The sequence below is a fragment of the Pandoraea norimbergensis genome, assembly GCF_001465545.3.
Lineage (GTDB): Bacteria > Pseudomonadota > Gammaproteobacteria > Burkholderiales > Burkholderiaceae > Pandoraea > Pandoraea norimbergensis.
This window is the reverse complement of record NZ_CP013480.3, coordinates 3,426,826-3,441,161: the sequence shown is the minus strand read 5'-3', so window position 1 is coordinate 3,441,161 and position 14,336 is coordinate 3,426,826. Positions and strand designations below refer to the sequence as shown.

General features: G+C 62.4%; 10 protein-coding genes and 2 tRNA genes. 6 read left to right on the top strand and 6 right to left on the bottom strand.

All coding sequences use genetic code 11. The features are described 5' to 3' along the window. Nucleotides 1-101: 101 nt before the first annotated feature. The 5 genes from AT302_RS14900 to AT302_RS14880 all read right to left on the bottom strand — a co-directional run bounded on the left by AT302_RS14900 (nucleotide 102) and on the right by AT302_RS14880 (nucleotide 4,735). A complete protein-coding gene (locus AT302_RS14900) occupies nucleotides 102-1,304 on the bottom strand; it encodes an acyl-CoA dehydrogenase family protein (protein WP_084656251.1) in 1,203 nt (400 codons plus the stop codon). After that, nucleotides 1,301-1,867 carry a carboxymuconolactone decarboxylase family protein gene (locus AT302_RS14895; protein WP_058379090.1) on the bottom strand — a complete coding sequence of 189 codons (567 nt, stop codon included), beginning with the start codon at nucleotides 1,865-1,867 and terminating at the stop codon, nucleotides 1,301-1,303. The genes AT302_RS14900 and AT302_RS14895 overlap by 4 nt, the downstream gene beginning before the upstream one ends. Nucleotides 1,868-2,077: 210 nt before the next feature. Then, complete coding sequence (locus AT302_RS14890) at nucleotides 2,078-3,169, bottom strand: AraC family transcriptional regulator (RefSeq protein WP_084656250.1); 1,092 nt, start codon at nucleotides 3,167-3,169, stop codon at nucleotides 2,078-2,080. Between the two features lie 410 nt (nucleotides 3,170-3,579). Beyond that, a tRNA-Leu gene (locus tag AT302_RS14885) sits at nucleotides 3,580-3,664 on the bottom strand. 156 nt (nucleotides 3,665-3,820) lie between these two features. Then, a complete protein-coding gene (locus AT302_RS14880; protein WP_058379088.1) occupies nucleotides 3,821-4,735 on the bottom strand; it encodes a LysR substrate-binding domain-containing protein in 915 nt (304 codons plus the stop codon). Between the two features lie 135 nt (nucleotides 4,736-4,870). On the opposite strand from AT302_RS14880, the gene AT302_RS14875 reads away from it, so the two are divergent. The 4 genes from AT302_RS14875 to AT302_RS14860 all read left to right on the top strand — a co-directional run bounded on the left by AT302_RS14875 (nucleotide 4,871) and on the right by AT302_RS14860 (nucleotide 10,091). Then, nucleotides 4,871-5,872 carry an aldo/keto reductase gene (locus AT302_RS14875; RefSeq protein ID WP_058379087.1) on the top strand — a complete coding sequence of 334 codons (1,002 nt, stop codon included), beginning with the start codon at nucleotides 4,871-4,873 and terminating at the stop codon, nucleotides 5,870-5,872. Between the two features lie 195 nt (nucleotides 5,873-6,067). Beyond that, complete coding sequence (locus AT302_RS14870) at nucleotides 6,068-6,847, top strand: (2Fe-2S)-binding protein (protein ID WP_084656248.1); 780 nt, start codon at nucleotides 6,068-6,070, stop codon at nucleotides 6,845-6,847. A 5-nt stretch (nucleotides 6,848-6,852) separates the two neighbouring features. Then, complete coding sequence (locus tag AT302_RS14865) at nucleotides 6,853-7,881, top strand: FAD binding domain-containing protein (RefSeq protein ID WP_058379085.1); 1,029 nt, start codon at nucleotides 6,853-6,855, stop codon at nucleotides 7,879-7,881. Continuing rightward, nucleotides 7,878-10,091, top strand: a complete 2,214-nt coding sequence (locus AT302_RS14860; protein WP_058379084.1) for a xanthine dehydrogenase family protein molybdopterin-binding subunit — start codon at nucleotides 7,878-7,880, stop codon at nucleotides 10,089-10,091. Before AT302_RS14865 ends, AT302_RS14860 begins: the two co-directional genes overlap by 4 nt. A gap of 223 nt (nucleotides 10,092-10,314) precedes the next feature. Here the strand turns inward: AT302_RS14860 and AT302_RS14855 are convergent. Beyond that, nucleotides 10,315-10,399 (bottom strand) — tRNA-Leu (locus AT302_RS14855). A gap of 288 nt (nucleotides 10,400-10,687) precedes the next feature. Here AT302_RS14855 and rnr point away from each other — a divergent pair. Both rnr and rlmB read left to right on the top strand, forming a co-directional pair. Further along, nucleotides 10,688-13,246 carry a ribonuclease R gene (gene rnr, locus AT302_RS14850; RefSeq protein WP_084656247.1) on the top strand — a complete coding sequence of 853 codons (2,559 nt, stop codon included), beginning with the start codon at nucleotides 10,688-10,690 and terminating at the stop codon, nucleotides 13,244-13,246. Between the two features lie 306 nt (nucleotides 13,247-13,552). Continuing rightward, on the top strand, nucleotides 13,553-14,323 hold the full coding sequence (gene rlmB / locus AT302_RS14845; RefSeq protein ID WP_058379083.1) for a 23S rRNA (guanosine(2251)-2'-O)-methyltransferase RlmB: 771 nt from the start codon (nucleotides 13,553-13,555) through the stop codon (nucleotides 14,321-14,323). Nucleotides 14,324-14,336 lie beyond the last annotated feature (13 nt).

Below are 14,336 nucleotides of genomic sequence, written 5' to 3'. Positions count from 1 at the left end.
CGCCGATGTAGTTTTTGATGCCTCGGCAGCGCGCGAGTCATCGTCGCGCGCCGGGGTGGTCAGCGTGTCGGCATGCGTGCGTTGCGTCGCCGTGGGGTGCGTCATGAGGCCGTTCCGGTCCGGGGTTTTGCGGCAGTGTCAGCGGGGAGAGATGACTTCGCTCGCTGCGCCGCCAACTGATTCTTCAACTGCACGAGACTCGGGGTCACGATCGGCACGAACGCCGCCTCGCGCTGACGTCGCGCAACGCCCGACAATCCGCGCAGGTAGCCTCGTCCACCGCCCGTTTGCACTTCAAGCGTTGCGGCGTCGTGAACCACGCCTGCCAGCGCAATGCGCAACTCGAACAGTTTGGCGGGCGTCGTGACGAACTCGCCTTGCGCGACGCCGGACTTCAGGCGCGTGGCAAGCGCCTCGATCTGGTCGGCAAGGGCGCCGACTTCATCGGCCACGGCAGCGCGTGCGCCCGGGCCGCCGTCATTCGTTGCCGCAAGACTACGGCGCGCAAGACCGAGCGACATACCGCATTGCAAGCCCAGGAACGCGGGCCGCACACGCACCAGCCATGCGGGGGCGTCGTCGGTAATGCGATCGTTGTCGTCAAGCGGTGTGCCCGCCATTTGCAAGGCCGCCGTGTTCGTGCCGCGCAAGCCGATCAGGTCGAGATCGTCGCTGCGCGTCACCCCCTCGGCATCGTGCGCAACCGCGAAGATCGATGGCGGGCCGCCTGCGTCATGATCGGCCGCGGCCGCTGCCACGAAGCCCTGTTTGCGCAAGTTGGTAATCCACGGCAAGCCACCCGTTACCTGCCACGCGGGCGTGCCGCCGTTGCCGGCGCGCTCGGTCGCGCGAATCTGCAACGGCTCGATGGCTGACAAATACTTCATCGCATTCGACAACCCCGTTGCCCCGGCAAGCTCGCCACTGAGCAGCGACGGCAGCAAACGCTCGCGCAAACCGCGATTCGGGCTTTGCAGCAGATATTCGATAAACGTGCGCTGGCCCCACAGTACGAACGCGGCCGCAAAGGAATGGCTCGCTACCGCCGCAACGCTGTCGATGGCGTCGCCAATCGTGCCGCCGGACCCGCCCAGTTCCATAGGCACGCCAACGCGCAACAACCCGGCCTGCGCCAGTTGCGGCACGACATCCGCGCCGAGCGTGGCGTCGGTGTCCAGCACTTCCGCATGGGCGTCCAGCCATGCGGCAAGCGCGGGCGCGCGCACGCTCAAGCCGAAAGGCGCGTCTGTGGTCTTTGCGACTGCCGCAGTTGCATCGCTGGATGCGCTGGCGTTCGTGCTCATGCCGCCTGACCCTTCGGCGCCCAGCGATATGCCGCCAGTTGCGGATTCAGTTCGTTTTGCGAAAGATTGTTGGCAAAGTTGCACAACGTCGCGAGTGATACGCCGAGCACCACTTCAAGGGCTGCTGCATCGTCGAACCCGGCGGATTTGAATGCCGAGAACTCGGCGTCGGAGACCGCACCGCGCGTGGCGATGACAGCGCGCGTGAACACGGCAACGGCATCGAGTTTCGCATCGGAAAGCGTCTGCTGATCGCGGATTTCATTGACCAGTGCTTCGGGAAGTTGCGCCTTCTTGAGCGCCACTGCCGTATGGCCCGCCACGCAGAACCCGCAGCCATGAATGCCGGCCGCCGTGATCTGCACCACTTCGCGCTCGGCCAGCGTCAGGCTCGCGCGGCCGTTGATCGCGCCCACGGTCAGGTACGTCTCGAGCGCCGTCGGTGCATTGGCAAGCGACGCCACCAAGTTCGGCAGGAATCCATTCGCCGCCAACGATTTCTCTAGAAACGGACGGCTCGCCTCCGGGGCGGTCTCAACGGTATGCAACGGCAGTCGGCTCATATCGGGCTCCTCAAAGTCGAGCCTCCATTGTGCAGAGGCCCGGCCAAGCACTCAATGCGCGCGCGTCTGGAAATACTGCGGATTCGTCTCATCCGGCGGACGGCGGCGTCTGACGTTTCTTTGTTGCGGGCTGTGGCCTGGCTGGATGCGTCGGAAGTATTGCTGAATTTGCCATGCCCTCCCGTGAGCGGGCATGGCGACGCGGGCGCGTCAGTGTAACGCGTAATGTGTGACGGTTGCGTCAGCGGAAGGCGCAGGGGAGGGGGCTGGCAAACGCGCGTCAGTGGCGTTGTCGGCGCTCGTCTGCCGACGCCACGCGCCCGGTTGAATGCCTGTGACTCGCTTGAATGCCTGCGCGAACGCAGACTCGGACTGATAGCCGACCTGTTCCGCAGTGTCGGGTAATGACACGCCCGAGCGTAGCAGCGCGGCCGCCGTTTTCATGCGCACTAGTGTCACGAACTGCGCAGGCGGCTGACCACCGATCTCGGCGAACTGCTTGCAAAAGCGCGCCCGCGACATATGCACGAAATCTGCCATCGTGTCTGTGGTCCACCGCTCACCGGGCGACTCGATGATTGCCGCAGCAAGACGGCCAAAGGCGTCGCGCCGCATTAAACGCCACATGCCCGGCGCAACGTCCTCGGCATGCACGGCTTCACGCAACGCATAGTAGAAAAGCAAGTCGGTGAGCCGCGCGAGTAACGGGGAGGGCGTCTCGCCCGGGCGGCGCGCTTCCGTCTGGATTAACGCGAAAATTTGCGTGAGCCCGTCATGTCGGCCACTGTCGCGCCGCGCAATGATCGGGTTCGGCAACATGCCGAGAACCAAGGCGTCCAGCTCGGTGCGAAATTCAAAGAAGCCGCAGGCTAAGGCGACGGATGGGGTGGTGGTGGTGGTGGTGTGCTCGCGTTCTTTTGCTGCTAACGCGGTCATTTTTCCCGCGCGTGCGGATAAGTCCGCAGGCGGTGCCGCATCCGGTGATAAGCAGTGACTCAGGTCCGAAAGCAAGAAGACCGCATCGCCCTTGCTCAATCGAATCGATCGCGCAGGTTGACCATTCTCTGCGCCTACGTGCAAGTAACAACCGCCGTCCAACACCACATGGAAACTCGCGCGTTGGTGACCCGCCGTCGACGCCTGAAAAGCCCCGCAATATTCCCCAACATGGAATAACGTGCTCTTTAACTCCAACCCCGCCAATAACCAATCCGCCACCCGATCCGGTTGCTCGGATGGATCGCTCGCTTGGTATCCCAGTTGGTGTTCCGCTTGGTCCTTCGTCACCCGCTCTCGCGACATGGCTTCCAACTCTCACTCGTGCCTCGCCCATCACCTCAGGCAAAACAACCATCCTCCCCACACACATCCCGTCACACAACTATTTTCTTGTTGGATGCTTATGACTGGGATGGAGGGTGAAGAGGGGGAAGAGGGTGAGGAGGGTGAGGAGGGTGAGGAGGGTGAGGAGGGTGAGGAGGGTGAGGAGGGTGAGGCGGCGTTGCGCTTTGCTGGCCCACGGTCAGCGGCAACCTCATCCGCCCATACGGCGCCTCCCGGCACCGAGAGGACTCGGTCACACTCCGCGCGACCCCGGCATCGCTTGCAAGCGATGCCTTTCGAGTCCCCACGCAATGTGCATTAGCACATTGCTTTCTGGGCACCAAAACAAAAAGGCAGATGATCTTTCGATCATCTGCCTTTCTTTGTCTTGGTGCCCAGAAGAGGACTCGAACCTCCACGGTGTTACCCGCTAGTACCTGAAACTAGTGCGTCTACCAATTCCGCCATCTGGGCATCGCCCGCTCACTCGTTTTTGCGTGCTCGCTGCGAAGAAGTGAGATTATGCCGAGACCCTCACATGCTGTCAATAGGGTTTAATGAAAAAGTCATCAACACCCCCAGCTTCTCTTTAACTCACCTCATAAAGCACCCACTCACATCCACACTTCCTCAAGCCGCTCGCCCCATATGCTCAGATCGAATCATGTCGATCAAGTGCCGCAACCCAGGCAACGTCTGCCGGCGACTCGGGTAATACATCGACAACGGCGGCCCATCCACCGCCCAATCACTTAACACCGCCTCTAATGTGCCCGCCGCCAATTCCGCTCTCACATTCTGCTCAAGCACATAACCCAACCCCAACCCACCCAACGCCGCCGCCACAACACCATCGGTCTCGTTGATGCTCAACGCCCCCGGTACGTCCAGCTCGATCGCATTCGACCCATTCCCCAATTCCCACTTGTACAGCGAGTTGTCGCCTAACCGCATCCGAATGCAATTGTGCGATAACAAATCTTGCGGCAATTTCGGCCGCCCATGCCGCGCCAAATACGCAGGCGATGCCACCACAATCCACTTCAACGATGGCGTCAACGGCGTCGCAATCATGTCGCCCGGTACGGTGTCGCCATACCGCATCCCCGCATCGAATCCCTCGGCCACGATATCAAGCATCCGATCGTCGACGGTGATGTCCAACTCGATGTCCGGATACGCCGCCACAAATCGCGGCAAGATCGGGTCGAGTAACAGCCGCGCCGCATCGCGCGGAACATTCAAACGCAAACGACCCGCCGGTGACGCACGATAGCGATCCAATGCCCCGATCGCCGAGGCAATCTGCTCAAGCCCCTGCTCCAGTTCTTTCGCCAACGCCGCACCCGCCGCCGTCGGTGACACGGACCGGCTGGTGCGGTTGAGCAACTTCACCCCCAAACGTGCCTCAAGGTTGCGCATGGCATGGCTCAACGCCGATGTGGTCACGCCCAACTCGGTGGCGGCCTCCCGAAAACTCTGCCGGCGGCAGATGGTGACGAAAACGTTCAGATCGGCAAGCTCGCCGCGAGTGAAAGCAGGCATGTAGGTCCCAACAAGTATCAAATATCCAAAACCAGAAACGTCGAGCACGGACAACGAGTTAAGCGTTCGTTGAATAATACTCAATTTTTTATGAGCTAAATTCTACAGAATTACATGTTTTCGGGAGGTCGCTCTATGAAGGACGTGACAGAAACGCTACACATCGCAGGCATCGATACGCCCGTCAGCCGCATCGGCCTGGGGACGTGGGCCATCGGCGGCGCCATGTGGGGCGGCGCCGACGACATCGCCTCGGTCGCCACGATTCGCAGCGCAGTGGAGCGCGGTATCAACCTGATCGATACGGCCCCGGTTTATGGCTTCGGCCACTCGGAAGAGATCGTCGGCCGCGCCCTCGAAGGCCTGCGCGACAAGGCCGTGATTGCCACGAAAGTCGCGCTGGCGTGGGGCGACGCCGGCATTCGCCGTAACTCGACGCCCGCTCGTATTCAGAAGGAAGTCGAGGACTCGCTGCGCCGCCTTCGCACGGATTACATCGACCTCTATCAAGTGCACTGGCCAGATACGCTTGTCCCATTCGATGAGACGGCCGCCGCGCTGGAAAAACTGCGTGAATCCGGCAAGATCCGCGCGATCGGTGTCAGCAATTTCTCGCCCGCACAAATGGATACGTTCCGCCGCGCAGCACCGCTCGCCGCCGTGCAGCCGCCGTATAACTTGTTCGAACGGGCGATCGACGCCGATGTGCTCCCGTATGCCAAGCGCGAGACGCTCGTCGTGCTGGCCTACGGTGCGCTTTGCCGCGGTCTGCTCTCGGGACGCATGAACGAAAACACGACGTTCGAAGGCGACGATCTGCGCAAGTCCGACCCGAAGTTTCAAGCGCCACGGTTTGACCAATATCTGGCTGCCGTGAATGCACTCAAGGACTTCGCTAAGGCGCGTCACGGCAAGTCGGTGCTCGCACTGGCCATTCGCTGGGTGCTCGATCAAGGACCGACGATTGCCCTGTGGGGCGCGCGCCGCCCGGATCAGCTCGATGGCGTTCACGATGCCTTCGGCTGGCAACTCTGCGCGCAGGATCTCACCGATATCGACGAAATTCTCGCGAAATACGTGACTTCGCCAATAGGACCAGAATTCATGGCACCCCGCCTGCGCGACGCGAAGTTATAACCACAAACCCGAAGCATGCGGTGAGCGCGCAGTCATCGCCGCATGTGTGCGCAAACCCTCGCAGCGCGCGTCAGATGACGTCAGGATGGCGGTTTCCTGACACCTGCAAGCCGCGCAAGCTTTCTCTATAGTGCTCGAATGGATTTGCGGCGACCGGTCGCCATCCTCAACGATTGCCCTCAGGGAGGCCTCTCGATGAAGGAACATGCTTGCCATTCCCCCCATGCCTCATGTTCCAGCCACGCCAATGGCTCACATGATGGCCATCAACACCCGCAGTCGCCGCATGCTTCCGTCCATCCACCATCGCCGCCCACGGCAGCCGCTCACGCTGCTGCCGCCGTGGCCGATCCCGCCGGACGCCGCCGTTTTCTGAAGTCGCTCGGCGCGTCGAGCCTTGCCGGCGCCAGCGCCGCATGGCTGCCTAATGCCCACGCGCAAACCACTGACGGGAATGCCATCGCCAGCACAAGCGCCAACGCCGGTGCTGCGGCGCCTGTCGAGGGCGAGCCCCTCACGCTGACGGTGAACGGCCAGCGTCGCGCGCTGCATGTGGCGCCGAACGCCATCCTGCTCGATGTGCTGCGCGATCAACTTCAACTCACCGGTACGAAGAAGGGCTGTGATCACGGCCAGTGCGGCGCCTGCACGGTGCACGTCAACGGCGTATCGATCAATTCATGTCTCTCGCTGGCACTGATGCACGAGGGTGACGCCGTCACTACCATCGAGGGTCTCGCGCGCGGCGACACGCTGCACCCGGTGCAAGCGGCGTTCTGGGAGCACGACGCCTATCAATGCGGCTATTGCACGTCCGGTCAGATCATGAGCGCGGTCGGGATACTCGCCGATAAACGCATCGGTCGCGACGACGCGGCCGTGCGCGAAGCCATGAGCGGCAATATCTGTCGCTGCGGCGCCTATCGCAACATCCTCGCGGCCATTCAGGATGCGCGCTCGCGCATGAGAGGCTAAGCACCATGCGACAGTTCGAATTCATCCGGCCACAAAGTCTCGCGCAGGCGATCAGCGTCCACGCGACGGCACACACCACGCCACAGAATGCCGCCATGGTGGTGGGCGAGGGTGTTTATCTCGCAGGCGGCACGACGTTGCTTGACCTCGTCAAACTCGATGTGATGCGGCCGGCCCGCGTGATCGATATTCATCGGCTGGGCATGGATCGGATCGAGCGGCTGCCCGACGGGCGACTGCGCATCGGCGCACTGGTGACGAATACGACGCTGGCCTATGACCCGAATGTCGTGCGCGATTACCCGGTGCTGTCACAGGCGCTGCTGAGTGGCGCGAGCACCGCGCTGCGTAACAAGGCGACGACGGCCGGGAATGTGATGCAGCGCGTGCGATGCGGCTATTTCCGCGACGGCGTATCGCCGTGCAATAAGCGCGAGCCGGGTTCAGGATGTGCTGCTATCAGCGGGCACCACCGCAGTCTGCACGCGGTGCTGGGTGGTAGCGCGCAATGCATCGCAGCGCATCCTTCCGACATGTGCGTGGCGATGGCCGCCATCGGCGCGACGGTGCACGTGCAAGGCGCGGCAGGCGAGCGGGATATCGCATTCGCCGATTTCCATCAGCTGCCCGGCGACACGCCTTGGCGCGAACATGCACTCCTCGACGACGAAATCATTACGCATGTGACGCTCGACGCGCCGCTCGCGAACGCGCGAGGTGCCTATCTGAAGCGCCGGGACCGGGCGTCCTATCAATTCGCACTGGCGTCTTGTGCCGTGATTCTGTCGCTCGATGGGGGTGTGGTGCGCGACGCGCGGGTGGCGCTCGGCGGCGTGGCGACGAAGCCATGGCGCGCCATGCAGGCCGAACAAGTGCTGCGGGGCGGGCAAGCGTCGCCTGCGTTGTGGCAACGGGCGGCAGCGGCGGCGCTGGAAGGTGCCCATGACTACGGACAGAACGGCTACAAGATCGCACTCTGCGAACAGGCCATCGTCCGAAATCTGTCTCGACTCGCTGCGGGAGGTACGGTATGACGACGCCCACGATCGGTCAGCCGATTCGTCGCATCGACGGCCGCAAGAAAGTCACCGGTGCCGCGCATTACGCCGCAGATTGGCATCCTCCCGGGCTCTGCTATGCGTACGGCGTGTTCTCAACCGTGGCGCGCGGCACGGTTCGCAGCATCGATGTGCGCGACGCGCGGCGCGTACCCGGTGTCGTCGATATCTTTCATCACGATCACTTCCCGACGCTCTTTCGCGTGCCGCAACGTGGCGGCGGATTCAACGCGATTCTCGAAGCGTCGATTACCGACGAGCACCGGCTGCCGTTCGAAGATGACAAGGTCTACTACGCCGGACAGTTTGTCGCGCTGGTGGTGGCCGATACATTTGAGCACGCGCGTGAAGCGGCGTATCGGGTGCGGGTGGATTATCTGAAAGAAGCGCCGCTCACGAGTCTCGAGCAAGGCGTCGCCCGCAACGGCACGCAAGACGGCGGGCGAGGGCACCAGCGTGGTGACGCCGCCGCCGCATTCAATAACGCAGTGCGCCGTGTGGATGTGGTTTATCGCACGCCGGTGGAAACCCACAACCCGATGGAAATGCATGCGACTACGGCGCAGTGGCGCGATGGGAGTTTGCATCTCTATGAGGCGACGCAAGGCGTCACCGTGCATCGCAATACGATTGCCCGCGTGTTCGGACTCGATCCGGAACGTGTGGTTGTCGAGGCGCCGTTTATCGGCTCCGGCTTCGGCTCGAAACTGTTTATTTGGCCGCATTCGATTGCCGCGGCCGCGGTTTCTCGCGAAGTCGGACGGCCGGTGAAGTTGCTCGTGCCGCGCGCGCAGATGTTTACGACGACCGGGCATCGGCCGCAAACGGAGCAGCGGCTGAGACTCGCGACGGATGCGGACGGGAAGCTTGTTTCGCTACGACATGAGTCGATTTCGACGCAGGCGTTTGTCGATAATTTCACCGAGAACTGCGGGGGAATGTCGAAGAGTCTTTATGGCTGCGCCAATGTTCTGGTGAGCCACCATACGACGCGGGTGCACCAAGGCGCGCCGACTTCCATGCGCGCGCCCGGTGCTGCGCCGGGATTGTTCGCGCTCGAGTCGGCAGTAGATGAGATGGCGCTCGCCGCCGGTCTCGATCCGCTGGAATTTCGCCTGCGTAATATTTCTACTCGGGATGAAAGCGCCAATCTTCCCTGGTCGAGTAATCATCTTCGTGAAGCGATTGTGCAAGGGGCGGCTGCGTTTGGGTGGCAACGACGAGACGCCCGTGTTGCCTCCATGCGAGACGGCGATGAAGTCATCGGCATGGGCATGGCCGCCTGTAGCTGGGATGCGATGCGTACACCTGCGCGGGCCCGCGTGATGCTGCGCGCGGATGGGACGGTGGAGGTGACCTGCGCTGTTCAAGATATCGGCACCGGGACGTATACGGTGGTCGCGCAGACGGTGGCGGATTTGACCGGGGTCGCTATCGAGAAAATTGATGTGAAGCTCGCCGACTCGGCTATGCCCGCAGCACCGCTCTCCGGTGGCTCATGGGCGACGGCGAGTGTGATGCCCGCGGTTGCTGCGGCGACACGCAACGCTATCGGGCAACTCACTTCGTATGCGGTCGCAGGGAAGGGCGCGTTTGCCGGGGCGAAAGCGGAAGAGGTGCAGTTTGTGGACGGCGCGCTGGTCTATCGCGGGAAACACGTGCCGTTCGGCGACGCGCTCAAAGAACTGCGGCTCGGTCTCGCCATCGGCGATGGCGCCACCGGCGGCGCCCCAGAAGGCAAAGTCTCCTTCCGTAGCTTCGGCGCCCATTTTGTGGAAGTCCGCTTCGATCCCGGTATTTCCCACCTGCGCGTTTCTCGTGTGGTCAGCGCAATCGATGTCGGCAAGATCGTGAATCCGCTTACCGCCCGAAATCAGGTGGAAGGCGCCATCGTCATGGGCATCGGCATGGCCCTCTTCGAAGCCACCGACTACGATCCCCACTCCGGACTCCCAGCCAATAACAGCTTCGCCGAATACCTCGTCCCCGTTCACGCCGATCAACCCAATATCAACGTCATTCTTCTTGATTACCCTGACCTTGCACTCAATGAGTTTGGGGTGAGAGGGATCGGGGAAATTGGGATTACTGGATTGGCCGCTGCTGTGGCGAATGCGGTGTTTCACGCTACCGGGAAACGCGTGCGGGATCTGCCGATTACGGTTGAGAAGGTGATGAGGACTTAAACACTTGCTAACACCGGGAGTTCTGGCCCACGATCAGCGCTTGCCTCATCCGCCCATACGGCGCCTCCCGGCACCGAGAGGACTCGGTCACACTCCGCGCGACCCCGGCATCGCCTGCATGCGATGCCTTTCGAGTCCCCACGCAATGTGCATTAGCACATTGCTTTCTGGGCGCCAAAACAAAAAGGCAGATGATCTTTCGATCATCTGCCTTTTCTTGTCTTGGTGCCCAGAAGAGGACTCGAACCTCCACGGTGTTACCCGCTAGTACCTGAAACTAGTGCGTCTACCAATTCCGCCATCTGGGCATCGTCAGCTCACTCGTTTTTGCGTGCTCGCTGCGAAGAAGTGAGATTATGCGCATGCACCTCCGCACTGTCAACACTTCCGTACAAAAAAATTTCAAACTCCCCACCCAACCCCCAAGCAAAAACCAAAATCCGCACAGGTGGCAGTTTTCGCAAGGTTTGCCGTATGATTGTCCTTGTTCTCGCCACAGTCACCCCCTTTACAGAGGCGCGAACATCACCACGGACCGTAGGGCGCATGGTGCGCCGCTCGGCCGGACTCAACCGGCACAGTAACGCTACCGACCTTTGAGCAAATATCCCTATCCGATTCCGAGCCGCGAAGAAATCCTCGGTGTACTGCGCACCGCCGATTCCGCGCTGTCCGCCAACGATATCGCCGAAGCCCTGGCCATCAAAAAGCAAGAACGCGAAGGCTTCTTTAAGCGCCTCGCCGCCATGGAACGCGATGACCAAATCCGTCTCGATCGCCGTGGTTACTATCAACTGACTCACCCCTCGAATTTCATCGCCGGCCGTGTCATCGGCCACCGCGATGGCTACGGCTTCGCCGTGCGCGACGACGATGGCGATGACCTCTATCTCCCCACGGAAGAGATGAAGAAGGTCATGCACAACGATCGCGTCCTCCTGCGCGTCGCCGGCTATGATCGCCGCGGCCGACCAGAAGGACACATCGTCGAAGTCGTCAGCCGCGCCAACACGCACGTCATCGGCCGCCTTCTCAACGAGAACGGTGTGATGGTCGTCGCCCCGGAAGACAAACGCATCGGGCACGACATCCTCATCCCACCCCGCTCGCAAGGCAAAGCGAAGGTCGGACAAGTCGTTTCGGTCGAACTCACCGATTACCCCAGCCGCTACAGCCAACCCATCGGCCGCGTCTCGGAAGTGCTCGGCGATATCGATGACCCCGGCATGGAAATCGAAATCGCCGTCCGTAAATACGGCGTGCCCCATCAGTTCTCACCCGAAGCCCTCGCCGCCGCCGGTGCGCTCCCCGACGAAGTTCGCGCCCCAGACCTGCGCCACCGCGTCGACCTGCGCGATGTGCCCCTCGTCACGATCGACGGTGAAGACGCCCGCGACTTCGACGACGCGGTCTACTGTGAACCCGTCAAGATCGGTCGCGCCAACGGCTTCCGCCTGATCGTCGCCATCGCCGACGTTTCACATTACGTCACCTCGGGCGGCCCGCTCGACGCCGACGCGCTCACGCGCAGTACCTCGGTCTATTTCCCCCGCCGCGTCATTCCGATGCTGCCGGAAAAACTCTCGAATGGCCTCTGCTCGCTGAACCCAGACGTCGATCGCTGTGTCCTGGTCTGCGATGCAATCGTTACCCCGACCGGTGACGTGAAGGCATATCAGTTCTATCAGGCCGTGATTCACTCGGCCGCACGCCTCACGTACACGGAAGTGGCCGCCGTGCTCGGCAACACGAAGGGCCCGGAAGCGCAACGCCGCGCCGCACTGCTGCCGCATCTGCAAAATCTCTACGAGCTGTACAAGGTGCTCGCCAAAGCGCGCAAGTCGCGCGGCGCCATCGAGTTCGATTCGACAGAGACGTACATCGTCTGCAACGCGCAAGGCAAGATCGAACAGATCCTGCCGCGTACCCGCAACGACGCCCACCGCCTGATCGAGGAGTGCATGCTGACGGCGAACGTCTGCGCCGCTGACTTCCTCAAGCGTCACAAGCAACCCGGCCTCTACCGTATCCACGCAGGGCCGAAGGGCGAGAAGCTTCAGGTACTGCGCACGTTCCTCAAGACGCTCGGCCTCTCGCTCGGCGGCGGCGATGAACCCGCAACGTCGGACTACTCGGAGCTGATGACGCAGATTGAATCGCGTCCCGACGCACCGATGCTCCAGACGATGCTGCTCCGCTCGATGCAGCAAGCGGTCTACAGCCCCGATAACATTGGCCACTTCGGCCTCGCTTATCCGGCCTACGCCCACTTCACGAGCCCGATTCGCCGCTATCCGGACTTGCTCACACACCGCGCGATCAAGGCAATTCTCGCCGGCCGCAAGTACGAACCCGAGATTCCGCAAGGCGTCGATATGACGACCGGGATTTCGCCGCACGCCCGTAAGCTTCAAAAGGACGACGAGGCCGCGAAGAACAAGAAATCGCCCTCGGCGAAGAAGCGCGACGCAGTCTGGGAAGAACTCGGCCTGCATTGCTCGGCCAATGAACGCCGCGCCGATGAAGCCTCGCGCGACGTGGAAGCCTGGCTCAAGTGCTACTTCATGCGCGACAAGCTCGGCGAGGAATACGGCGGCACGGTCAGCGCGGTCACGTCGTTCGGTATCTTCGTGCAACTCGATGACCTCTTCATCGAAGGCCTCGTCCACGTGACGGAACTGGGCAGCGATTACTTCCAGTTCGATGAAGTCCGCCACGAACTGCGCGGTGAACGCACCGGCATTCGCTACCGCCTCACGGACCGCGTTCGTGTGCAAGTCAGCCGTGTGGACCTCGACGCCCGCAAGATTGACTTCCGTCTGGTGAAGGAAGCCAACGCCCGCAGTCTCGCCAAGACCTCGGGTCGCACGGAGCGCGGTGGCGCACCGGTGCCGACACCTGCCGCCGGTACGCCGGGCGTAGCAGGCACGGCGGGCGCAGGGGCAGGGCCGTCGGTTCGTCAACTGCCCAAGGGCGGCGCGCTGCTCAACGGCGTGCAACTGGCCCCGGCCGGCAAGCACGCAGCCAAACCGAAGCCGGCAAAGGTCAAGATCCCCCACGGCGAACGCGGCGCACCCACGCCCGTGAAGCGCTCGGGCGGGAAAACGGCCTCGTCGAAACGCGCAGGCGGGCCGGCAAAGAAGCCGCGCCGCTGATCGGATTGCCCTGTGCCTGACACGATGCACCCAGTGCACGATGTCGTGGAAAGCGCAGGGGCCGTTCGCGCTTTGCAGTAAGATGTGCGCCTTGTGCCGACCCCCGTGTCCAAGCAAGGCAGCGCAGAAGACCGCGTAGGGTTGCGGCGGCGGACACCCGGCAAGGGTGCCGCCGCCGTCGTACTTTGTACGACAGCCGGGCGAATTCTGCGAATTCCGCGAATTCGACGCACCCGGCCAACGCGACCCGTCCGGCCCGCCCGACGTCGGGGCCTGCCTCGGCACACGCTATTTTGAGGATGTGAAATGAGTCAATTGAAAATGCTGTTCGGCTTTCACGCCGTCACAGCCCGCCTGCGCCACGACGCAACCAGCATCGAAGAGATCTACTACGACCCGACCCGTCGCGATCGCCGCATGTCGGACTTTCTGAAAGCCGTGGAAGCCGCCAAAGGCGCGCCGGGCGTAAAGATCAAGGTGGTGCAGGCCGACGGCAAACGCCTGGACGGTATGGCCGGTTCGTCGCGCCACCAAGGCGTGGTCGCCCGCGCGCAGGAAGTCTCGCTCGCCCTGAACCTCGACGAACTGCTTGACGGTATCTCGGGTGACCCGCTGCTGCTGATTCTCGATGGCGTGACCGATCCGCATAACCTCGGCGCCTGCCTGCGCGTGGCCGATGGTGCCGGTGCGCACGCCGTGATCGCGCCGAAGGACCGTGCGGTCGGCCTGAACGCAACGGTGGCCAAGGTCGCCAGCGGTGCCGCAGAAACAGTGCCCTACATCATGGTGACGAACCTGTCGCGCACGCTGCGCGAACTCAAAGATCGCGGCATCTGGGTGGTCGGTACGTCGGACGATGCGCCTGCCGATATCTACGGCACGAAGCTCACCGGCCCGATGGCGATTGTCATGGGTGCAGAAGGCGAGGGCATGCGCCGCCTCGTGGGCGAGAACTGCGACATGCTGATGAGCATCCCGATGTCGGGCGGCTGCGAAAGCCTGAACGTCTCGGTCGCCAGCGCCGTGTGCCTGTACGAAGCCGTGCGTCAACGCAAGGTGGCCGCCAAATCGAAGTAAGTCGCATGTGAAT

Bases quoted from the DNA above. Each gene is read 5' to 3' on its own strand.
- AT302_RS14900 (WP_084656251.1), bottom strand. From the start codon at position 1,304: ATGAGCACGAACGCCAGCGCATCCAGCGATGCAACTGCGGCAGTCGCA.
- AT302_RS14895 (WP_058379090.1), bottom strand. From the start codon at position 1,867: ATGAGCCGACTGCCGTTGCATACCGTTGAGACCGCCCCGGAGGCGAGC.
- AT302_RS14890 (WP_084656250.1), bottom strand. From the start codon at position 3,169: ATGTCGCGAGAGCGGGTGACGAAGGACCAAGCGGAACACCAACTGGGA.
- AT302_RS14880 (WP_058379088.1), bottom strand. From the start codon at position 4,735: ATGCCTGCTTTCACTCGCGGCGAGCTTGCCGATCTGAACGTTTTCGTC.
- AT302_RS14875 (WP_058379087.1), top strand. From the start codon at position 4,871: ATGAAGGACGTGACAGAAACGCTACACATCGCAGGCATCGATACGCCC.
- AT302_RS14870 (WP_084656248.1), top strand. From the start codon at position 6,068: ATGAAGGAACATGCTTGCCATTCCCCCCATGCCTCATGTTCCAGCCAC.
- AT302_RS14865 (WP_058379085.1), top strand. From the start codon at position 6,853: ATGCGACAGTTCGAATTCATCCGGCCACAAAGTCTCGCGCAGGCGATC.
- AT302_RS14860 (WP_058379084.1), top strand. From the start codon at position 7,878: ATGACGACGCCCACGATCGGTCAGCCGATTCGTCGCATCGACGGCCGC.
- rlmB (WP_058379083.1), top strand. From the start codon at position 13,553: ATGAGTCAATTGAAAATGCTGTTCGGCTTTCACGCCGTCACAGCCCGC.